We start from the raw sequence: 23,747 nt of genomic DNA, 5'->3' as shown, positions 1-23,747 counted from the left end.
TGGCCTTCGTCCTTAGTGCGCTGCCGCCAGCGCCTGCTCCGGCGCTTCCACGATCACATTGCTGAGATGCCCGATCTTCTCGATCTCCACTTCGATGCGATCGCCCGCCTTCATAAACAGCGGCGGGGTGCGCTTTTTACCCACGCCGCCCGGTGAGCCGGTGATGATCACATCACCCGGCGTCAGGCTGGTGAAGGTGCTGATGTATTCAATAAGCTCAGCGACCTTGTGGATCATGCTGGCGGTGGTGTCATCCTGCACCATGCGGCCATTGAGCCAGGTGCGGATGGCGAGCGTGTGCGGGTCGGGGATCTCATCGGCGGTGGTCATCCACGGGCCAAATGCCCCGGTCTGGCGCCAGTTTTTGCCGGCGGTAAACCAGCTGTGCTGCCAGTCCCGCGCTGAGCCATCCATATAGCAGCTGTAACCCGCCACATGGCTTAAGGCCGTTTCGCGGGCAATATTCTCCCCGCCTTTACCGATAATCACCGCCAGTTCGCCTTCGTAATCGAACTCGCTGGAGTGGCGCGGTTTCACCACCGGTGCGTTATGGCCGGTTTGCGAATCGGCAAAGCGCACAACAGCGTCGGTGCCGAATTATGCTGGTCGAACTCTTTGCGCTTTTCGGCGTAGTTCATCCCGACACAGAGGATTTTCCCCGGGTTATCAATCACCGGCAGAAAGTCGATCTCATCAAAACGCAGATCGGCGGCTTCTTCGCTGTAGCGCGCGGCCTGCGCCAGCCCATCTGCGGCGAGCAGCGCTTTTAAATCGGCGTAGCGGTCACCCAGGCGCTGGCCGAGGTTGATGACGCCCTCCGCGCTGACGATGCCGTAGCTGCGGATACCCTGGTGAACAAAGCTTGCGAGTTTCATATCAGTTCCTGTAATTCCTGAATCAGACGAGGAAGTTGCCGAGCACCAGCAGCGAGATGGAGACGTTGATGGCTCCACCGATGCGGGTAGCGATCTGTGCGAACGGCATCAGGCTCATACGGTTACCTGCGGTAAGAATGGCGACGTCGCCGGTGCCGCCCTGCCCGCTCTGGCAGCAGGAGACGATGGCGACATCAATCGGATGCATGCCGATCTTTTTACCGACGAAAAAGCCGGTCGCGACCAGCGCGGAGACGGTGCTGACAATCACCAGCAGGTTGTTGATGGTGAAGGCGTGAACCAGCTCTTCCCACGGCGTAATAGCCACGCCAACGGCAAAGAGGATCGGGTAAGTGACCGAGGTCTGGAAGAATTTGTAGACCACCTGCGAACCTTCCAGCAGGCGCGGCGAGACGCCGTGTGCAAGCTTAATCAGCACCGCGACAAACAGCATGCCGACCGGTGCGGGCAGGCCAATCAGTTTGTGGCCGAGCATACCGATCATATAGAGCAGCACGGCGAGCAGCGCGCCTGCGGCAATGGTCGTGACATCGGTTTTACCGGAGAACGCCGGGGTCGCAGAGGCCGGTTCGTCGCCGTTACTGCGGTTTGGCATCAGCTGGCCTTCGCCAGTCAGGTGCGGGAAGCGTTTACCGAGCTGGTTGAGGCAGCCGGAGATAATGATCGCCGTCAGCCCGCCGAGCATCACCATCGGCAGCACGCGACCCAGCGCAACGCCCTGATCCATATGCAGCAGCGTGGCGTAACCAATCGACAACGGTATCGCGCCTTCGCCCACACCGCCCGCCATGATCGGCAGAATGATAAAGAAGAAGATCTGGAACGGCTCCATGCCGAGCGCCATGCCAACGCCCATGCCAACCAGCATGCCGACGATTTCACCGCACAGCATCGGGAAGAAGATGCGCAGGAAGCCCTGAATCAGCGTGGTGCGATTCATGCTCATAATGCTGCCGACAATAATGCAGCAGATGTAGAGATAGAGAATGTTGGTCGATTTGTAGAACTTGGTGGTGGACTCAACCACCACATCCGGCAGCAGGCCGTAATAGACCATCGCCGAGGGGATAAAGGTGGCGCAAATCGCCGCCGCGCCCAGCTTGCCGACAATCGGTAGCCGCTTACCAAACTCGCCGCAGGCGAAGCCAAAGAAGGCCAGCGTAGCGACCATGACTACGATATCGCTCGGCAATTTACCGCCCAGGCAGTCGACGGCAATTAATGCCCCCGCCAGCAGAAACAGCGGCAGCGGAATAATCCCGACTTTCCAGCTATCCATAATGTGCCACCACTTATCTTTCAGTGATGTCTTATCAAGCGTTCGCGACTTTCCGGGTACAGAGAATGAATCGTCAGTTGTGCTCATAATTAAGCCCCTTCGTTATTTTGTGCTTACAGCGTAGTGGGCTAAATACGCACTTTATGTGAGGGCAAGCATAATAAAACCAGAGTTTTTAAGGCATCTATGGTTTTTATGGTTTCTTCTATTTTGCGTGAGCCGGCTCTTATTTATTGCCGTGGTTTTTATGGTTTTTTTAAAAGGAAATACAACTTAATAACAAATCGTAACAGGAGGTTGTAACGGCTTGTTTTTCAACAGCAACATGCGCTGTGTAAGGGATCACAAGTTTCCCGCAAACTGCTCACGCATAGTGGGAAAAGTGATACATTGAGCCTTTCCTTATTGCTGCGCGTGTCGTTATGAAAGTCTCCTTTCAAATCAAACTGTTTATCTCGCTGGTGCTTTTCTTCTCCGGCCTGTTCGTCCTGCTGGGCGTTTATTATTACAAGGACGTCGGCCGCCAGCTCTATCAGGAGATGAGCGCACGCGCGAAAATACAGGCGGAAGAGATCGCGATTATTCCGAATTTACGTCGTTCCGTTGCCGATAAGAATATTCCCGCTATTAATCAGTTTATGCATAAAGTGGTTTCCCACAGTGACGCCAGCTTTATTGTGATTGGTGATAATAAAGGCCTGCACCTATTTCACTCCGTACATGAAGATGTGGTGGGAAAAACGCTGGTCGGCGGCGATAACGCGGAAGTATTACAGGGCAAAAGCACCACGACCATTCGCAAAGGCGGGCTGGGCATTTCGCTACGCAGTAAAGCGCCGATTTTTGATGATAATGGCCGGGTGGTTGGCATTGTCTCCGTTGGGTATCTGACCAGCTATCTGGATGCCATCACCCTCGGCAAAGTGATTAATATCTTTATCGCCGCCGTGCTGCTGCTCGTCGCGCTGTTTGTCTTCTCCTGGTTTTTTACCCGCAGCATTAAAAAGCAGATCTTCTCCCTTGAGCCGCGCGAGATTGGCCTGCTGGTGCGCCAGCAGAAGGCAATGATGGAGTCGATCTACGAAGGGGTGATTGCCATCGATAGCGAGTCACGCATTGAAGTGATCAACCAGGCGGCGCGTAAGCTGCTCGGTTTAAGTCAGCCGACCCGCGCCCTGCGGGGCCATGCGATTAGCGATGTGATTGCACCGGTGCCCTTTTTTGCCGCCGGGACGATGCTGGAGAGCGACACCCATGATGAGATTTGTCGCTTCAACCACCTGACGGTGATCGCCAGCCGGGTGCGCATTATGCTCGAAGATAGCCTGCAAGGGTGGGTGATCACCTTTCGCGATCGCAATGAGATCGACAGCCTGAGCGCGCAGTTAAGCCAGGTGAAGCGCTATGCCGACAACCTACGCATTATGCGCCACGAGCAGCTTAACCGCATGACCACGCTCTCCGGCCTGCTACATATGGAGCGTTACGACGAGGCGGTGAACTATATTCAGGCCCAGTCGGAACATGCTCAGGAGTTGCTGGACTTTATCTCCTCGCGTTTTACCTCGCCGACCATTTGCGGCCTGCTGTTGGGCAAAGCGGCGCGCGCGCGGGAGAAGGGCGTGGAGCTAAACTTCGATCCTTTAAGCCACATGGATCGCCCATGCCGGGGGCTGGCGGAAGCGGAGCTGATCTCCATCATCGGCAACCTGCTGGATAACGCCATTGAAGCGACCCAGCGCGCCACCCTGCCGCACGATCCGGTTGATGTGCTGATCCTGCTTAACGAGCGTGAGCTGATCATTGAAGTGGCGGATCGCGGGATTGGCATCGATCCGGCGATTGCCGATCGCATTTTTGAGCGCGGGGTGACCACCAAACGCCGCGGCGATCACGGCATTGGCCTCTATCTGATCGCCAGCTATGTCACCCAGGCGGGCGGCTCGATCGAGGTCTCGGCCAACGCCCCGCGCGGTACGGTCTTTTCTCTGTTTATACCTGAAACGGGCAGCGCACAGCGCCCCGTCGCCACCGTGGATGAGATGTATGCAACATGAACCGATAGACGTGCTGATCGTCGAAGATGAAGAGACGCTAGCGCAGCTCAATGCTGAATTAGTGAGTAAACATCCGCGCCTGCGGCTGGTGGGGATGGCGTCATCGCTGGCGGAAGCGAAAACACTCCTTAGCCAGCGACAGCCGCAGCTCATCCTGCTGGATAACTACCTGCCGGATGGCAAAGGCATCACGCTGATTAGCGACCCCGAGATTATCAACGCTAACTGTTCGGTGATCTTTATTACCGCCGCCAGCGATATGGACACCTGTAGCCAGGCGATCCGCAACGGTGCTTTCGACTACATTCTCAAACCGGTGTCGTGGAAGCGCTTAAGCCAGTCGCTGGAGCGCTTTGTGCAGTTCACCGAGCAGCAGCGGGTGTGGAAGATTGTCGACCAGCAGAACGTCGACACCCTCTATCAGCTACAGTCGAAAAATTACCGCCAGGATAACGGCAGCAAAGGGATTGAAGAGAGCACGCTGGCGCTGGTGCAGAAGCTATTCGCCGACGACGAGGCGCGCTGTTTTTCCGTTGATGAGGTGGTAAGCGAAACGGGACTAAGCAAAACCACCACCCGCCGCTACCTTGAACACTGTGTCGAAGCGGGCTTTCTGGCGGTGGAGATGCAGTATGGCAAGATTGGTCATCCGCGGCGCATTTACCGCCGCGCGGCCGCCTGAGAAGCATCCCAGGCGGCACGGTGATTACTTCAGCACGTAGCCGTAAAGGCGCTTGATGCCATCGGCATCGGTTTCCGAGTAGACGCCCTGTAGCTCCGGCGAAAAGCCGGGCAGCAGGTTAACCCCCTCCTCCAGCGCGAGGAAGTAGCGCTGCACCGCTCCACCCCACACTTCACCCGGCACCACACAGAGCACGCCCGGCGGATAGGGCAACGCGCCCTCTGCCGCAATGCGCCCTTCCGCCTCGCTGATGCGCACCAGCTCGACGTTGCCGCGAATAAACTCGCTGTTGGCATCTTGCGGATTCATCGCCACCGCCGGGAAGCTCTCTTTGCGGAACATCGCTTTTTGCAGATCTTTAACGTCAAAGCTGACGTAGAGATCGTGCATCTCCTGGCATAGCTCGCGCAGGGTGTAATCGCGGTAGCGCACCGGGTATTTGTTAAAGATGGTCGGCAGCACGTCGGCCAGCGGCGTGTCATCTTCAATATGCTGCTCAAACTGGGCGATCATCGCCACCAGTTGCGCCATCTTCTCCGCGCTTTCAGCAGGGGTCAGCAGGAAGAGGATCGAGTTGAGATCGCACTTCTCCGGCACAATGCCGTTTTCACGCAGATAGTGCGCCAGAATGGTCGCCGGAATGCCGAAATCGGTGTATTCACCCGTTTCCGCATCAATGCCCGGGGTGGTCAGCAGCAGCTTGCAGGGATCGACAAAGTATTGATCTTGGGCGTAACCGGCAAAACCGTGCCACTTGTCACCCGGCTCAAAACTGAAGAAGCGCCGCTTGCGGGCGATAAGCTCGGTCGGATGATCCTGCCACGGGCGACCGCCGATCACCGGCGGCACAAAGGGCTGGATCATTTTGCAGTTGGCGATGATCGCTTTGCGCGCCTCAATGCCCAGCTCGACGCACTCCGCCCACAGCCTGCGCCCGCTCTCGCCCTGGTGAATTTTGGCGTTGATATCCAGCGCGGCAAACAGCGGATAAAACGGGCTGGTCGAAGCATGCAGCATAAAGGCGTTATTCAGCCTCTTGTGCGGGCAGAAGCGCGCCTGGCCGCGCAGGTGGTTATCTTTTTTGTGGATCTGCGAGGTTTGCGAGAAGCCCGCCTGCTGCTTATGCACCGACTGGGTGACGAAGATCCCCGGATCGTTCTCATTCAGATCGAGCAGCAGCGGCGAGCAGTCGGCCATCATCGGGATAAACTGCTCGTAACCGACCCACGCCGAATCAAACAGGATGTAGTCGCACAGGTGGCCGATCTTGTCGATCACCTGGCGGGCGTTGTAGATCGTGCCGTCATAAGTACCAAGCTGGATCACCGCCAGGCGGAACGGGCGCGGCTGTTTGGCCTTATCGGGCGCGACATCGTTAATAAGTGTGCGCAGATAAGTTTCATTAAAACAGTGATCGTCAATGCCGCCGATAAAGCCAAACGGATTGCGCGCCGCTTCCAGATAGACCGGCGTCGCTCCGGCCTGAATCAGCGCGCCGTGGTGGTTGGATTTATGGTTATTACGATCGAAGAGCACCAGATCGCCGCGCGTCAGCAACGCATTGGTCACCACTTTATTAGCAGCGGAGGTGCCGTTAAGCACAAAGTAGGTTTTGTCAGCGTTAAACACTTTGGCGGCAAACTTCTGCGCGTGCTTGGCGGAGCCTTCGTGGATCAGCAAATCGCCAAGTTTCACGTCGGCGTTACACATATCGGCGCGAAAGACGTTCTCACCGAAAAAGTCATAAAACTGGCGGCCTGCCGGGTGCTTTTTGAAAAATGCGCCGTGCTGGTGGCCTGGGCAGGCGAAGGTGCTGTTCTTCATCTCAACATATTGACGCAGCGTATCGAAGAACGGCGGCAACAGCGTCGCTTCATAATCACAGGCGGCGGCTTCCAGCTCCAGCCACTCCTGATCGCGCCCGCTAATCACCGCCGTCACGCCTTCGGGCGCGGTGACCGGTTCGCGGGAGAAGAGAAAGACCGGCAGATTAAAACCAGTGCGTTTGAGCAGCGCGAGAATGCCGCTGCGGCTCTCCGCTACCGTCATGACGACTGCCGCCACATCCGTGAAATCGGTACTCTCAAGGGAGATCACCTCGCGGTGGGTTGAGAGTGTGGAGAGCAGCTCGCGGCTGACGGCAATTTTCAGTGAGTTCATAAGCACGAATACCCGTTTCAGGGGAGTAAAAAGCCCCGGACGAAGCGGTGGCTTCGCCCAACGAAAATGTCTGGCTGGGATCAGCTCCGGACGCCAGACATCAGTAAAAGCAGAAAACCGCTGATCTTACTGTTGTCCTGCGGTGAGCATGCGCTACCCTCACCGCATGGTGAGAAAGAGTGACGATAAGCGGGGGCGAGTGGCCTTGGCACGGGCGTGAAACGCAGTGTCAGCGGCTGAAATGTACAGCATCAGGCGGCCCCGTCAGATGGATGAAAATTCGCGCAATCATGTCATTTTTAACCCGCAGGCGCAACCTGGGTGGCACTTCGCCGCGCATAAAAATGCTATGGTATGCGCCTTCTTATTCATTTTTATGGCACTTCAGGAGTGTGAACGTGCTGACAGGTCCTTTTATTAACGCGGCTGCCGTGCTGATCGGCGGCACGCTCGGTGCGCTGATGAGCCACCGTTTACCGGAGCGCGTGCGCTCATCAATGCCCTCCATTTTTGGTCTCGCTTCGCTGGGCATCGGCATTTTACTGGTGGTCAAATGCGTCAACCTGCCGGTGATGGTGCTGGCGACGCTACTCGGCACGCTTATCGGCGAGCTCTGTTATGTTGAGCGCGGCATAGGCGGCGGCGTTAACGCCCTGCGCAAGCTGGCGCAGAAGCGCAAGGCGGTTGAGTCAGCGTCCAGCGCCCATGAGTCGTTTATTCAGAGCCTGGTGGCGATCATTATTCTTTTTTGCGCCAGCGGGACCGGGATTTTCGGCGCCATGCGCGAAGGGATGACCGGCGATCCCAGCATTCTGATTGCTAAAGCGTTTCTCGATTTCTTTACCGCGCTGATCTTTGCCACCTCGCTCGGTTTCGCCGTGGCGATCATCTCGGTTCCGATGCTGATTATTCAATTAACGCTCGCCACCTGCGCGACGCTGATTCTGCCGCTCACCACCCCGGCGATGATGGGGGATTTTACCGCCGTCGGCGGAATTCTGCTGCTGGCGACCGGGCTGCGCATCTGCGGGATAAAGATGTTTGCCGTGGCGAATATGCTGCCGGCGCTGGTGCTGGCGATGCCGATTTCCGCCCTCTGGACGGCCTTTTTTGCCTGAGTGCGCGTGCAATGGGCAGAAAGTGGTGATAGATTGTGCACTCTGTGACGAAATGAAGAAATTTCGTTGACGGAGCGCAGTGAATCAGGTTTAATGCGCCCCGTTGCCCGGATAGCTCAGTCGGTAGAGCAGGGGATTGAAAATCCCCGTGTCCTTGGTTCGATTCCGAGTCCGGGCACCACTTATTCTTAACCCTCGCCTTCGGCGGGGGTTTTTCGTTTCTGGCGTACGGACTCTCCATCGAACTTCGTTCGATTATTCGCCGCAAGCGGCTCACCCCTTCGGGGCCAGCGCGACAAGCGCGCTGTTCAACGCCTTCGGCGTTAGTCCGGGTCCGGGCACCACTAATTTAAAGAAACCAGCCTACGGGCTGGTTTTTTGCTTTCTGGGGTATGGACTCTCCATCGAACTTCGTTCGATTATTCGCCGCAAGCGGCTCACCCCTTCGGGGCCAGCGCGACAAGCGCGCTGTTCAACGCCTTCGGCGTTAGTCCGGGTCCGGGCACCACTTATTCTTAGCCCTCGCCTTCGGCGGGGGTTTTTCGTTTCTGCGACCGGACTCTCCATCGAACTCCGTTCGATTATTCGCCGCAAGCGGCTCACCCCTTCGGGGCCAGCGCGACAAGCGCGCTGTTCAACGCCTGCGGCGTTAGTCCGGGTCCGGGCACAACTTATTCTTAATCCTCGCCTTCGGCGGGGGTTTTTCATTTCTGGAGCATGGACTCGTCATCAAATTTCGTTCGATTATTCGCCACACACCGCGCTTCATATTAATTAATACCTATGTGTGCATTTTAAAAATTAATATTATTCAAAAAAGGGAAATGCTATTTATTTTATCTATAGTATTTAAACCTTAACGCGAGAATAAAATTCTTATTTATTCACGCTATTATTAATTCACAATAAAACGTGAGATAGATCACAACAAGGAGTTCTCCCTTTTACAGCCTTCTATTACAGATTGCCTTAAAGATTTTTATTCTATAAATATTACCCTCGTTTTTATTATTACAGGGGCAAGTAAATGAGCAATCCATTCGAAAATGAAAACATTACTTTTTTAGTATTAGTAAACGCAGAGAATCAGCACTCTTTATGGCCGGAATTTATGGTTGTACCCGATGGCTGGGAGGTGGTGTGCGGGCCCGCCAGCCGCAAGGAGTGCGTTCAGTACATTGAGGAAAACTGGAAGGATATCAAGCCGAAAAGTTTACAAAATCTATAACCCCTTGTTGCCCACTCGTTATCCTATTTCGCTTTAATATTGAGGTTTTATATGTCCGCACCAGAAGACATGGAATATTTCGCTTTAACGTCGGCTCAGATGGGCATGTGGTTAGCGAATGAAGTCGCACTGAATCAAGCAAATAATAATATTAGTGAGTATTTAATTATTGATGGCACAATTGATCCATCACTATTTAAAGACGCTATAAAAACAATGATTGCTGAAACTGATGCCATACATGGCCGTTTTTTTCATGTAAATAACGTTGTCAGGCAATCATTGACGCCTGTTAATGATTATGAAACAGGCTTTTGTGATTTCAGTATGATGGACGACCCGTGGGCAACCGCCATTGAATATATGACGGCGCAGACAAACAGAGCATACTCGCTCTCCGAAAAGTATCTGTTTACCTTTTACCTGATTAAGATCGCCGAAAACAAACATCTCTATTATCAGTGCAGCCATCACATTATTTCCGATGGTTTTGGTGCCGCGATGCTGCTCAGCCGCACCATTGAGATCTACAACTGTTTAATCGCCGGCGAGCCGGTCTCCCCCTCCCCTTTAGGCAGCTTTAAAACATTGATGGCAGATGATGTCGAGTATCGCCACTCAAAGCGTTTTGCGCGCGACAGGGAATACTGGGTATCGCGCTTTAGCGATCTGCCAGAACCGGTGAGCCTCGCCGGGCGCGCCGCCCCCTGCAACCAGCTTATCCGCCAGCGCATCTCGCTGGAAAAACCTTTCCACGACGCCATCATGCAGCGGGCCAGCGACTCCGGCTTTACGCTGCCACAGCTGCTCACCGCCCTGAGCGCGATCTACCTCTACCGCATTAGCGGTAATGAAGATTTAGTGATTGGCTTTCCGATGGCGGCACGCGTTGGACGAGTACAGCGCAGCATTCCTGGCTTAATGTCCAATATCATGCCGCTGCGCTTAAACCTCTCCCCGGCGCATACCCTTAACGACGTGATGGCGCAGGCGATGAAAGAGATGATCTCCTCGTTGCGCCATCAGCAATACCGCCATGAAGATCTGCTCCGCGAGCTTAACGTCACGCGCCCGCTGTTCAACACGGCAATTAACGTTGAACTCTTCGGCGAAAACCTGGCGCTGACAGGGGCGAAAACCTTATCCGTTAATCTCTCCAATGGCCCGGTGGAAGACTTAAGCATCTTCTTCTTTGGCTATGGCAATGAACGCACAATGGTGCTTGGCTTCGATGCCAACAGCGCGCTCTATAGCGAACAGGAGCTGCTTGCCCATTATGAAAGAATGACGGCGCTATTCAGTGAACTGATTGCTAACCCTGAAATGGCCATCGGCGTTCCCGCTTTACTGAGCGCCAGTGAGCAGCAGCAGATTGCCCTGCTGAATGAGAAAACCGCCGCGCCGACACCCTCACTTACGCTGGCGGAGTGCTTTGAAAAACAGGTTCACCTTACACCCGATGCCCCGGCTATCTTTTACGAGGAGAGCGTGCTGAGCTATGCCCAGCTAAATAGTCTGGTCAACCAGATGAGCCACTATCTGCGCCAGCAGGGGGTAAGGCCGGGCGACATTGTCGGGCTGCTGCTGCCGCGCACGGATAACCTGGTGATCGCCATGCTGGCGATTATGAAAGCCGGTGCGGTCTATATGCCACTCGATCCCGATCACCCCGGCGAGCGGATAAAACATATCCTCGCCACCGCCGCGCCGACCTGCCTGTTAACCACCTCCGAAACGTCAGCGCTGGTTGCTCAATTCCCGCAATATCAAATTGATGATAACGACATTATTGCCGGTATTATTTCGCAGCCAGAAACAGACCCTGTCGTATCGCCCGCCCAGCGGCAGCAGGCGGCATATGTGCTCTTTACCTCCGGCTCGACCGGTGCGCCGAAAGGGGTGCTGATCCCCCATCACGCTTTGACCAATTTTATGGTGGCGATGCAGGAACATGTTCAGCTCTCGGCGGAACACCGTTTAATGGCCGTCACCACGGTCGGGTTTGATATTGCCGCGCTGGAGCTTTTCCTGCCGCTGCTCAACGGCGCAGCGGTGGTGATCGCTTCACGCGAAGCGGCGCGCGACCCGCACCTGCTGGCGAACGAGATTAATCGCTGGAACATTACCCATCTGCAGGGTACACCAGCCTTGTGGCAGGGCTTAGTCAGCTACCAGCCACAGGCGCTGGCAGAGCTTACCGCGCTGGTGGGCGGCGACGCGCTGGCGGCCAATCTGGCCGAACAGATGGTGGCGCTGGCGTCGAGAGTGATTCAGGTTTACGGGCCAACGGAGACGACGATCTGGTCAACCCTGCGCGAGCTGACTGCCGATCGCGTGGCTCCTTCGATCATTGGTCTGCCGATCAACAACACCCAGGTTTATATCCTCGACAGCGCGCTGCAACCAGTGCCGGTGGGCCAGCCAGGCGAGCTCTATATCGCTGGCGACGGTCTGGCGTTTGGCTACCTGAAACGCGCCGATCTCACCAGCGAGCGCTTTGTCGCTAACCCGTTTGGCCCTGAGGGTTCGCGCATGTACCGCACCGGGGATATCGCCTTCTGGGAGCACGATATGCAGATCGGCTTCCTCGGGCGCGCGGACAACCAGGTGAAGATCCGCGGTTACCGCATTGAGCTCGGCGATATCGAAAACGCGCTGCTTGGATCAAAGACGATCAAGCAGGCGCTGGTGCTCGCGCATGATGAAAAAGCCTCCGGGCAAAAACGGCTGGTGGCCTACGTGGTGCCGCACGATGGCGCGCACTGTTCGCCGGAAACGCTGCGCGCCGACTTAGGCAAACAACTGCCGGATTATATGGTGCCGTCAGTAATGATGGTGCTGGAGCAGTTCCCCCTCACGGCGAATGGCAAAATTGACCGCCGCGCGCTGCCCGTACCGGCCTTCACCGCGCCCGCCCGCGTGCTCCCTTCCACGCCGCAGCAGGAAAAACTGTGTCAGCTCTTTGCCGAGTGCCTGGACAGCGCGTTACCGGGAATCGATGACAACTTCTTCAGCCTTGGCGGCCATTCACTGCTGGCGCTAAAACTACTGAGCCGCATCCGCGAAGAGTTCAACAGTGAGATCTCGCTGAAGGCGATCTTCGATGCGCCCACCGTGGCGGAGCTGAGCGTGCTGATTGAGGCCGGACGCGGCGCTACCGTGCGCCCTGCGCTGGTGGCACAACCGCGCCCCGCCATTCTGCCGATGTCGTTTGCCCAGCAGCGCCTGTGGCTACAGGAGCAGATCGCGCCGGGCAGCGCTTACAATATGCCGCTCGCCATCAGGCTTGACGGCAAACTGGATGCCGCAATGCTTACGCAGGCGCTGGCGGATGTTATCGCCCGCCATGAAAGCCTGCGTACGCGCTTAACCCAGCAGGACGATACCCCTTGCCAGCAGGTGCTGACGCCGGAAGAGGCGGCATTTACCCTGCAACAACAGACCATTGTGCCAGACGATCTGACCGCCCAACTGATGCAACATAGCGCGCACGTTTTTGCCCTCGATCGCGAACTGCCGATCAAAGGCTGGCTCTATCAGCTCGCACCCGAACAACATGTTCTGCTGCTGGTGATCCACCACACCGCAGGCGATGGCGGCTCCCTCTTCCCGCTGTTGCAGGATCTGAGCCTCTGCTGGCAGGCACGCCTGGCGGGTCACGCTCCCGATCTTGCGCCGCTTGCGGTGCAGTATGCGGATTACGCCCTCTGGCAACGCGCGCTGCTCAGTGAAGAGCAGGATGAGAATGCCCTCTTCGCCCGGCAGATGGCCTACTGGCGCAATCAACTTCAGGGGCTGGCGGAAGAGATCACGCTGGCAGGCGATCGCCCGCGTCCGGCGCGCGCCACCTCTGCGGGCGATCGCGTCGCCTTTACGCTGCCGGATGGGGTGTTTACCAGGCTTGCGGCGTTGAGCGCGCAAACGGGAGCCAGCCTGTTTATGCTGCTGCACGCAGGCCTGGTAGCATTGCTGCACCGCATGGGCGCGGGCGACGACATTGCGATCGGTACGCCGATCTATGGCCGTACCGATATCGCACAGCTGCCGATGATTGGTTACTTTGCGAATACCGCGGTGCTGCGCACCCAGGCGTCCGGCAACCCGGAATTACGCACGCTGATTGAGCTGGCGCGCAGCGCAGTGCTGGAAGCCAATGAGCACCAGGATATTCCTTTCGAACGCCTTGTCGAAGCCCTGGCACCAGACCGCTCGCTGGCAAAACATCCGCTGTTCCAGGTGATGCTGGCAGTCGATACGCCGTGGCCGCAGGCCGTCAGCTTCGAAGGGTTACAGCTTGAACAGCTGGAGCTGCCCACCAGCAGCGCGAAATTTGATCTGCTGTTTAATTTCAACATTGATGAGCAGCACGGGCGCGTAAGCGGGCATATCGAATACGCCACCGATCTCTATAACGCGCGCACCATCGAGGGCGTTGCCGAACGCGTAGTCCACGTGATTGAAACGCTGGTGAGCGCGCCAGACACCCGTGTAGGCGAGCTGGCGCTGTTAACTTCTGCCCAGCGCGAAACGCTGCTTAGCGGCTGGAATGACACCCGTGTCGCGCTGCCTGAAGTGCGTTTAGCCGCGCTGTTTGAACAGCAGGTGCTGCGCACGCCGGACGCCATTGCCGTTAAGCAAGGCAGTAAAACGGTGACCTACAGCCAGCTAAATCAGGCGGCGAACCGTCTGGCGCACCGGCTGATGGCGCTGAACGGCGGGAAAACCTTCTGCGCCGGGCTGCTGATGCAGCACTCCATTGATGAAGTGATTGCCACGCTTGCGGTGATCAAAGCGGGCGGTGCTTACCTGCCGCTGCGCCCGCGCGATCCCCTTGAGCGCCAGCAGATGATGCTGGATGACGCAGGCGCCACGCTGCTTATCGCCGACGCGGGGCTGCCACTTCCGGATGCCGCGCATATCATTCACCTGGCTGACGAGACGCAACGGGCGGGAACAGAGACCAACCCTGCACTGGCGGGTGCGGCGCAGAGCCTCGCTTACATCATGTACACCTCCGGCTCGACCGGGAAACCGAAGGGAATTGCCGTCAACCAGCAGAGCGTGGCGGCGCTTGCCCTCGACCGCCGCTGGTCGCCGGAGGATCACAAGCGCGTATTGCTGCACTCCCCGTCAGCCTTTGATGCCTCCACCTATGAACTGTGGGTGCCGCTGCTGTGCGGCGGTCAGCTGATTGTCGCCCCGGCCGGTGAGCTGGATATCGATGCGCTGGCGCAGATCGTCATGGCGGAAAAAGTGACCGCGCTGTGGCTCACCGCCGGTCTGTTCCGCCTGATGGCCGAGGAGCATGCCAGCGCTCTGAAAGCGGTGCGCCTGCTGATTGCCGGCGGCGATGTGCTGCCGGTGGCGGCGATCAGGAAGGTCATGACGCAGTGCCCTGAACTGAAGATGATGAATGGCTACGGCCCGACGGAAACCACGACTTTTACCACCACGCACCTGATGCCGTGCATCCCGACGGAGATGACGGTGCCCATCGGCGCGCCCATCGATAACATGCAGACCTACGTGCTGGATGGCTATCTCAATCCGGTGCCAGTCGGCGTTCCCGGCGAGTTGTATATCGCCGGTCTCGGCCTGGCGCGCGGGTATCAGAACCAGCCGGTGCTCACGGCAACGCACTTTGTCGCCAACCCCTTCGCGCATCCCGGCGAGCGCATGTACCGCTCCGGGGACTGGGCGCGCTGGCGTGAAGATGGCGTGCTCGAATACCTCAGCCGCGGCGATCAGCAGGTGAAAATTCGCGGCTTCCGTATTGAGCTGGCGGAAGTGGAAACCGCGTTGCAACAGCAGCCTGCCGTAGCGCAGGCGCTGGCCTGCATCGTCGAGCCAAACGCAGGCAATAAGCAGATTGTCGCTTATGTCATGCCACGCAAAGAGGTGGAGTTCGATGCGGAACAACTGCGCGCGGCGCTGAGCGCGCAGCTGCCGGACTTTATGGTGCCGGCAATGATTATCCCGCTGGAGACCTTCCCGCTAAACGCCAACGGCAAAGTGGATATGCGCGCCCTGCCCACGCCGCTCTTTACCGCCGCGCAGCGTCGCAGCGCGCGCAATGAGCGGGAGAGCATGCTCTGCGCACTCTTCGCCGGGGTGCTCGGCCTGGACGATATCGGCATTGACGACAACTTCTTTGCCCTCGGCGGCCACTCGCTGCTGGCTTCCCGTCTGGTCAGCAAGGTGCGGCGCGAAATGCGTGTCGATCCGGCGATCCGCGATCTCTTTGAAGCGCCGACGGTGGCGCAGTTTGCCGAGCGTTTACGCACCGCCGCGCCTTCGCGTTTGCTGCTACAGGCGCGTAAAAAGCCGGCCCATCTGCCGCTTTCCGCTGCGCAGCGTCGGCTATGGATGATCGATCGTATCGAAGGGCAAACCGCCACCTACAATATGCCGCTGACGCTGGAGCTTACGGGCGCGGTAAACGTCGCGGCGCTGGCGGCGGCATTGAACGATGTGAAGCTGCGCCATGAAACGCTGCGCACGCGCTTTTTGCAGCAGCCCGACGGCAGCGTTTATCAATACGTTACCGGGGACGAGGAGGCAGCCTGCACCCTGATTACCGAACACGTTGCGTCTGACGATCTGCAAAGCTGTATGCTGAGCGCCGCGCAATATACCTTCGATTTAGCCGGGGAAGATCCCTGCCGCGCGTGGCTCTTTACCGTCAATGAAGAGCGCCATCTGCTGCTGTTTTTAATGCACCATATCGCCAGCGATGGTAGTTCGCTCTCTCCGCTACTCCAGGATCTGGCTGCGGCCTATAATGCCCGCGCGCAGGGCGAGGCTCCGGCCTTTGCGCCGCTTGCGGTGAACTATGGCGATTATGCGCTCTGGCAGAACGACTGGCTGGGCGAACTCAACGCCGACGACACTCTGGCGGGCCGCCAGCTCGCCTGGTGGCGCAACACGCTCGCCGATCTTCCCGACGAGCTGAAGCTGCCCCTCGACCGTCCGCGCCCGGCGCGCGCAAGTTACAGAGGCAAGCAGTGTCGCTTTATCATCGATGAAGCGCTGCACGCACGCCTGCTGGAGGTGGCGAAAGGGCACAATGCCAGCCTGTTTATGGTGTTGCAGGCAGCGCTGGCCGTGCTGCTGCACCGCATGGGCGCAGGTGACGACATTCCCGTCGGAACCGCCATTGCCGGGCGCAGCGATGAGGCGCTCGAACCGCTGGTTGGCTTCTTTATCAACACGCTGGTAATGCGCGCCACGATTGATGACAACCTCACCTTCAGCGCCCTGCTGGAGAAGGTTCGCGACTATGCGCTGCAAGCCTACGAGCACCAGGATCTCCCCTTTGATAACCTGGTCGAGGCACTAAACCCTGAGCGTTCACTGGCGCGACATCCCCTCTTCCAGGTGATGCTGGTGCTGCAAAATATGGCCTACAGCGAAGCGCGCTTTGACAACCTGCAAACCCGGGCTGCCACACCCCTGCTGCCGGTGGCGAAGTTCGATCTGACCTTTAATATCGAAGAGACACCCACGGCGCTTAACGGCATTCTCGAATACGCCACCGATCTGTTTGACGATGCCACCGCCGAAGCGCTGGCCGCGCGTTTCGTGATGGTACTGAACGCCGTAATGGGCGAGCCGCAACGGCGCGTTGGCAGCGTTCCGCTGCTGCTGGCGGAGGAGCGCCAGGCCGCCGTGCCGGCTTGCACCGCTTTTAACCAGTGGGCTAACGCCACGCTGCATGAGGTTTTCGAACAGCGCGTGCGTGAAACACCGCAGGCGACGGCGCTGAGCCTCGGCGATGAGACGATGAGCTACGGCGAGCTGAACCAGCGCGCCAACCAGCTGGCCCGCTATCTGGTAAGCCGCGGTATCGGCACGGAAGATAGCGTCGCGCTGGCGCTGCCGCGCACCATGGAGACGCTGGTGGCGCTGCTCGCCATCGTTAAAGCGGGTGCGGCCTACCTGCCGCTGGATGTGCATAACCCGGCGGATCGTCTGGCCTACATTGTTGATGACGCCAGACCGGCGCTGATTATCACCCTCGCGGAGTATGCCGGTACGCTAAGCAGCACGCTGCCCGAACTGCTGCTCGATACGCCGCAGTGCCAGCAGCAGTTTGCAGGGCTGAGCGCCGACGATCTCAGTGACGACGAGCGCCTCCGCCCCGTCACGCCGGAGAGCCTGGCGTACATCATCTACACCTCCGGCTCCACCGGTAAACCGAAAGGGGTGATGATCCACCACAGCAATGTGCTGCGCCTCTTTGCCGCCACGGAGGGCTGGTTTAACTTTGCCCGCACCGACATCTGGACGCTGTTCCACTCCTGCTCCTTCGACTTCTCCGTCTGGGAGATCTGGGGCCCGCTGCTTTATGGCGGCGAGCTGGTGGTGGTGCCATTTATCGTCAGCCGCGATCCGCAAGCCTTTTTACAACTGCTGAGCGATAAACGGGTCACCATCCTCAACCAGACGCCATCCGCCTTCTATCAGCTGATTGAAGCGGAAAACGCGGTTGCGCCAGCAAGCTGTCCATTAACGCTGCGCAAAGTGGTGTTTGGCGGTGAAGCGCTCGATCTGAGCCAGCTTGAGCGCTGGTATCAGCGCCATGATGACGCTGCGCCGGAGCTGATCAACATGTACGGCATCACCGAAACCACCGTCCATGTGAGCTATCAGCCGCTGACGGCGGAGGGGGCGCGCAACGCCTCCGGTAGCCTGATTGGCGTGGCGATCCCCGATCTGCATATCTATCTGTTAGACGATGCGCTGCAACCTGTTCCGGTGGGCGTGGAGGGCGAGATGTATATCAGCGGCGCAGGCCTGGCACGCGGCTACCTGAACCGCGTGGCGCTGAGCAGCGAACGCTTTGTCGCCGACCCGTATGGCGAACCCGGTGCGCGCATGTACCGCTCCGGCGATGTGGCGATCCGCACTCGCAAAGGCGAGCTGAACTACTTAGGCCGCGCCGATCAGCAGGTGAAACTGCGCGGGTTCCGCATCGAGCTGGGCGAGATTGCCGCCGCGCTGGCGAGCTATCCGCATGTGACCCAGGCCGAGGTGATCCTGCAAAACGATAACCCCGGCAACCCGCAGCTGGTGGCCTATATCATTAGTGACAGCAGTAGCCCTGTCGACATGGCGGCGCTGCGCCATCATGCGGCGGATAAACTGCCGGAATATATGGTGCCTGCCGCCATTGTGCAGATGGAGAAATTCCCGCTGACCATCAATGGCAAGCTGGATAAGCGCGCATTACCGAAACCGCAAATTATGCAAAGTGCGACCCGTCGCCAGCCGCGTAACGCGCAGGAGGAGATGTTAGCGCGCCTGTTCGCGGAGGTATTGCAGCTGGAAGCGCCGGGCATTGATGACAACTTCTTTATGCTCGGCGGCCATTCGCTGTTAGCGATGCGCCTGATAAGCCGCATCAGCAGCGAGCTGGGCAAAAATGTGCCCATCCGCACGCTGTTTGACTACCCCACCGTGGCACAGCTCGCCAGCCAGCTGGCGCAGGCGGAGATCGCCCCGAAAGTGGCGCTGACCCCGCAGCAGGGCGGCGAATATTTACCGCTCTCCTTTGCCCAGCAGCGCATGTGGCTGTTGAAGAACCTCGACGATAACCACGCGGCCTATAACATGCCGCTCGCCGTGCGCTTCAGCGGGCCGCTGAATGAAGAGGCGCTGGGCCAGGCGCTGCGTGATGTGGTGGCGCGCCATGAAGTGTTGCGTACCCTCTATCCGCTCCATCAGGAGCAGCCTTACCAGCATATTCTCGCCGCTGATTCGGTCGAAATGACGCTGGCGGTGAAGTCGGTGACTGAAGAAACGCTCGCCAGCGCGCTGGATGAGGCATCAACCTATGCCTTTAATTTGGCGCGGGAAATTCCGCTGCGCTGTACGCTGTTCCGTTTGCCGCAGATGCATGAACAGGTGTTGCTGATTGTCATTCACCATATCGCCTGCGATGGCGGCTCGCTGGCACCGCTGTTCCACGATATCTCCTGCGCTTACAACGCGCGCTGCCAGCAGCAGGTGCCGACGTGGGCACCGCTTGCGGTGCAGTATGCCGACTATGCGCTGTGGCAGCGCAACCTGCTCGGCGAAATCGAGGAGAACACGCCGCTCTGCGCGCAGCAGATCGCCTTCTGGCGCAGCGCGCTGGCGGACGCGCCTGAAGAGATGCTGCTGCCCGTTGACCGTCCGCACCCGGCATCACCGAGCTATGTGGGAGAGCGGGTCCATTTCCATATCGACGAGGCGCTCTATCAGCGGATTAAAACCCTGACGCAACAGGAAGGGGTAACGCCCTTTATGCTGCTGCAAGCAACCGCCGCTATCCTCTTTAGCCGCATGGGCGCAGGCGACGATATTACGCTTGGTACCGCCGCAGCGGGACGCTCGGATGAAGCTATCGGCGATCTGGTGGGCTTCTTCGTCAATACGCTGGTACTGCGCGTCGATCTGGCAGCAAACCCCAGCTTCCGTGCAGCGCTTGCCAGCGTTCGCGACTATATGCTCTCTGCCTACGTCAACCAGGATGTACCGTTCGACTGGGTGGTCAAAGCATTGAATCCGGGGCGCTCCTCTGCCAGACATCCCCTCTTCCAGGTGATGATGGTGCTGCAAAACAACGCCAATACGCCGCCGCAGCTGATGGGTGTGCAGGCAGCCCACCAGCCGGTAGGTCTGGTGACAACCAAGTTTGATCTGCTATTTAACTTTGATGAGATTAGCGGCGAAAATGGCGAAGTTTGCGCGCTTGATGCACAAATTGACTTCCCTGTGGAGCTGTTTGATCGCTCAACCGTCACCGCGCTGGCCGGTTACTTTGTGCAGCTATTGCAGGCGGCGGTCGACGCGCCGGATCGGCCGGTGAAAAACCTGCCGTTACTGAGCAGCGAACAGCGCGACGCGCTTATTCATGTCGGCAATGACACCTTTGTGGATCTGCCGCCGACAACGTTAGCGCAGGAGTTTGCCTGTCAGGTGGCGAAAACGCCGCACCACATCGCCATCAGCTGTGGCGACGAGCAGTTGACCTACCAGGAGCTGGATGCGCGCGCCAATGCCTTAGCGCACAGCCTGCAACAGCAGGGCGTGCAAGCGGAACAGGGCGTGGCGTTACTGCTGGAGCGTTCACTCTCGCTGGTGATTGGCGTGCTCGCCGTGGTGAAAGCGGGCGGCTTCTATGTGCCGCTGCGCACCAGCGATCCGTTTGAGCGCTGGCAGCATATTACCCATACGCTGGATGTGCGCATCGCGGTTGTGGATGAGCAGCACAGCGCGACGCCGCTGCCGGAGGGCATTACGGTGCTGACGGTCAACAATGCGCATACGCAGGAAGAAGCGCCGACCATCGCGACGCCGCTTAAGCCTGACCATATCGCTTATGTGATGTTTACCTCCGGCTCCACCGGCCAACCGAAAGGGATTGCCGTTACCCAGGATAACGTCGTTGCGCTGGCGCGCGATCGCCGCTGGCAGGGGGAGCATCATCAGCGCATCCTGCTGCACTCGCCGTATGCCTTTGATGCCTCAACCTATGAGATCTGGGCGGCGCTGCTTAACGGGCACCAGGCGGTGATTGTGCCGGGAGAAGCGCTGGATCTGCCGCTGATCACCTCGACGATTACCGATCGCAACGTGACGGCGCTGTTTTTAACCTCCGGGCTGTTCCGCCTGATTGCCGAAGAGGCGTGGCAGTGCCTGGCTGGGGTCAGCAAGGTCTATACCGGCGGCGAGAAGATCTCCGCAAGCGCAGTACAGTCCGTGCGCGAGCACTTGCCGGATCTTGAGCTGATGAATATCTATGGCCCGACAGAGGCGACGACCTACACCACGGATTACCCGATTACGCAGGCGGATGCGCCCTATGTGGATGTGCCGATCGGCTATGCGTTGGATAACACCCGCTTGTATGTGCTGGATGAGTACTTACAACCGCAGCCGGAGGGCGTTGCAGGCGAGCTTTACATCGCCGGGCGCGGGCTGGCGCGCGGCTATGTGAGCCATCCGGGCCTCAGCGCGGCGCACTTTGTCGCCGATCCTTATGGGCCTGCGGGAAGCCGTATGTACCGCACCGGGGATAGGGTCAAACGCCGCCGCGATGGCGCAATCAGCTTTGTCAGCCGCGGCGATCAGCAGGTGAAAATTCGCGGCTTCAGGATCGAACCGGGTGAAATCGAGATCGTGCTGAAGCAGCATGACGCCGTGCAGCAGGTAGCGGTTATTCCGCTTGAAGATGCGGCGGGCCATAAACAGCTGGTCGCCTATGTGGTGGCAAGCGAGCCGCAAGAGACGCTACCTGAGGCTTTGCAACAGTTTGCCCGTGAACGTCTGCCGGACTTTATGGTGCCTGCGGCGGTCGTGCTGCTGGAGGCGCTGCCGCTCAATGCCAACGGTAAACTGGCGATTAAGTCGCTGCCGAAGCCGGATTTCAGCACCCATGCCGGGCGGCAACCGCAAAGCAAGCGGGAGATCTGGCTGGCGGAGAAATTCAGTACGCTGCTTAAGGTTGAGAACGTCAGCATCGACAGCAGCTTCTTCGCCATGGGCGGCCACTCTCTGCTGGCGGCGCGCCTGATTACGCAGATTGACCGCGAACTGCAAGTGAAGCTGACCATCCGCGATCTGTTTGAATCGCCAACGGTTGCGATGCTGGCGCAGCGGCTGGAGAGCAACCGCTACAGCAGCATGCTGGATGTGATGCTGCCGCTGCAACCGCTGGGCGATAAAGCCGCGCTGTTCTGTCTGCCTCCCGGCGGCGGCCTGAGCTGGTCCTACTCCGGGCTTATTGGCTACCTCGGCGATCGGCAGCCGATCTATGGTCTGCAAGCGAGCAGGATCAGCACCGGTGAACCCGCGGCCTCGGTAGAGGTACTGGCGAAAACCTATCTGGCGGAGATCTACAAAGTCCAGCCAGAAGGCCCTTATGCTCTCCTCGGCTGGTCTTTTGGCTGCCATCTGGCCCATGAGGTCGCCACGCTGTTACAAAAAGAGGGGCATGAGGTCAGTACGCTGGTGCTGGTGGATGGCTATCCGCTCGGGGAGCGTTATCTCGAGACGATAATGAGCGACGAAGAGGGGCTGAAAGTGCTGTTCGAAGCGCTGGTTGGTGGCGTTCCGGATGACCAGGCATTGTTCTCCGTTGAGGGGCTAAAGCGTAAGTTGCAGGCGATGGAACACCCTCTCGCGGACGTGGAACCGGTGATTTTCGAGCGCATCTTTGCCGAGCTTCGTGACGCGCCGCTGCTGCTGGCCGCCTCGACGCCAGCGTGCTATCGCGGTGATATGCTCTTCTTCAAAGCAACGCAGCGCAATGCGGATGACGAGGATTTCGATCCTCTGCTCTGGGCAAACCATGTTGATGGCAATATCATCGTCCACCCTGTGCCGAGCACCCATAATGGTATGTTCAGCCCGGAGGCGTTGAAAACCATCGGCCCGGTGATTCAGCGCTGGCTTGAGAGCCACTGAGCGGATCGATTGTTATGTTGATAAAACCGCCGTCATGGCGGTTTTTTTTACCTGTTGATAGTGAGCGACATGTTAACTCCATTGACCCATCACGCACTGCCGCCTTTTATCCCTCATCTTGAGATGGGCACGATAGCGGCCATTCCGGGGCTCGCCTACTGCCAGCTCTGTTTTGATCGCCACGCCTGGCAGGACGAGCTATTTACCCACTACGCCATCCCATTTCCCCCGCGCCTGCATGCGGCGGGCGTAAAGCGCCGGGCGGAGTATCTGGCGGCGCGCTACGGTGCAAAGCTGCTGCTTGCGCAGCACGGTTGCGACGCCAGCGTTGGCTCGGCGGCGGATCGTGCGCCCATCTGGCCTGCGGGCTGGTGCGGCAGCCTTTCCCATACCCATGACCGGGCGATAGCCGTTATCGCGCCCAGCGGCGCAGGCCTGACGCCGGGCGTGGATATTGAAATGCTGGCACCCGAAGCCATGCGCGAAACCGCCGATATGTTCACCTCGACGCAGGAGCAAGCGCTGCTCGCAGGCTGCCCGCTTCCTTATGAGAGTGCTCTCCTGATCGCTTTCTCCGCCAAAGAGAGCCTGTTTAAAGCCCTCTACCCCGAAGTGCGGCGTTTTTTTGACTTTGATGCCGCACGGGTTTGTGAGATTGATACCACGACGCAGCGCATCACCCTTGAACTGACACAAACCCTGACGGTCGAGAGAACGACGGGGAGTCGGCTGACGGGTTACTACTCCCTCGCAGAGGATCATCTCATCACGCTTATTGCCTGAGGGATCGGCAGCGATAACCATGATTTTGCCAGCATGCTGTTAAATCACGTGAAGCTGGCAATAACCTTTTTCATACCACGCCTTACCTCTTT

8 protein-coding genes, 1 tRNA gene and 1 pseudogene are annotated in these 23,747 nt (G+C 58.3%); 7 read left to right on the top strand and 3 right to left on the bottom strand.

The window, feature by feature from the left end; translation table 11 throughout:
- Window positions 1-12 precede the first annotated feature (12 nt).
- Window positions 13-875, bottom strand: a pseudogene (locus N7V53_RS17125) (fumarylacetoacetate hydrolase family protein).
- Between the two features lie 22 nt (window positions 876-897).
- Window positions 898-2,262: a 2-hydroxycarboxylate transporter family protein gene (locus N7V53_RS17120; protein WP_023480841.1), complete on the bottom strand. Its 1,365-nt coding sequence runs from the start codon at window positions 2,260-2,262 to the stop codon at window positions 898-900.
- A gap of 335 nt (window positions 2,263-2,597) precedes the next feature.
- On the opposite strand from N7V53_RS17120, the gene N7V53_RS17115 reads away from it, so the two are divergent.
- Both N7V53_RS17115 and N7V53_RS17110 read left to right on the top strand, forming a co-directional pair.
- Window positions 2,598-4,232 (top strand): sensor histidine kinase, encoded by a 1,635-nt coding sequence (locus N7V53_RS17115; protein WP_279794176.1) that lies wholly within the window; start codon window positions 2,598-2,600, stop codon window positions 4,230-4,232.
- Entirely contained in the window at window positions 4,222-4,914 is a 693-nt protein-coding gene (locus tag N7V53_RS17110; RefSeq protein WP_042716834.1) for a response regulator, read from the top strand. The genes N7V53_RS17115 and N7V53_RS17110 overlap by 11 nt, the downstream gene beginning before the upstream one ends.
- A 24-nt stretch (window positions 4,915-4,938) precedes the next feature.
- Here the strand turns inward: N7V53_RS17110 and N7V53_RS17105 are convergent, their stop codons facing one another.
- Complete coding sequence (locus tag N7V53_RS17105; protein WP_279794175.1) at window positions 4,939-7,074, bottom strand: ornithine decarboxylase; 2,136 nt, start codon at window positions 7,072-7,074, stop codon at window positions 4,939-4,941.
- A 398-nt stretch (window positions 7,075-7,472) separates the two neighbouring features.
- Between N7V53_RS17105 and N7V53_RS17100 the strand changes: the two genes are divergently transcribed.
- The 5 genes from N7V53_RS17100 (at window position 7,473) to N7V53_RS17080 (ending at window position 23,655) form a co-directional block, all read left to right on the top strand.
- A complete protein-coding gene (locus N7V53_RS17100; RefSeq protein ID WP_279794174.1) occupies window positions 7,473-8,192 on the top strand; it encodes a DUF554 domain-containing protein in 720 nt (239 codons plus the stop codon).
- Between the two features lie 105 nt (window positions 8,193-8,297).
- Window positions 8,298-8,373, top strand: a tRNA-Phe gene (locus N7V53_RS17095).
- An 846-nt stretch (window positions 8,374-9,219) separates the two neighbouring features.
- Window positions 9,220-9,420 (top strand): MbtH family protein, encoded by a 201-nt coding sequence (locus tag N7V53_RS17090; RefSeq protein ID WP_279794173.1) that lies wholly within the window; start codon window positions 9,220-9,222, stop codon window positions 9,418-9,420.
- 51 nt (window positions 9,421-9,471) lie between these two features.
- Window positions 9,472-22,872 carry an amino acid adenylation domain-containing protein gene (locus tag N7V53_RS17085; RefSeq protein ID WP_347882231.1) on the top strand — a complete coding sequence of 4,467 codons (13,401 nt, stop codon included), beginning with the start codon at window positions 9,472-9,474 and terminating at the stop codon, window positions 22,870-22,872.
- 69 nt (window positions 22,873-22,941) lie between these two features.
- Window positions 22,942-23,655 (top strand): 4'-phosphopantetheinyl transferase superfamily protein, encoded by a 714-nt coding sequence (locus N7V53_RS17080; RefSeq protein ID WP_279794172.1) that lies wholly within the window; start codon window positions 22,942-22,944, stop codon window positions 23,653-23,655.
- Window positions 23,656-23,747 lie beyond the last annotated feature (92 nt).

The sequence above is a fragment of the Kosakonia sp. HypNH10 genome (assembly GCF_029850615.1).
In the GTDB taxonomy this organism is placed as follows: Bacteria; Pseudomonadota; Gammaproteobacteria; order Enterobacterales; family Enterobacteriaceae; genus Kosakonia; species Kosakonia cowanii.
Note: the sequence above shows the minus strand (reverse complement) of the source record. Positions and strands in the feature narration are given on the sequence as shown.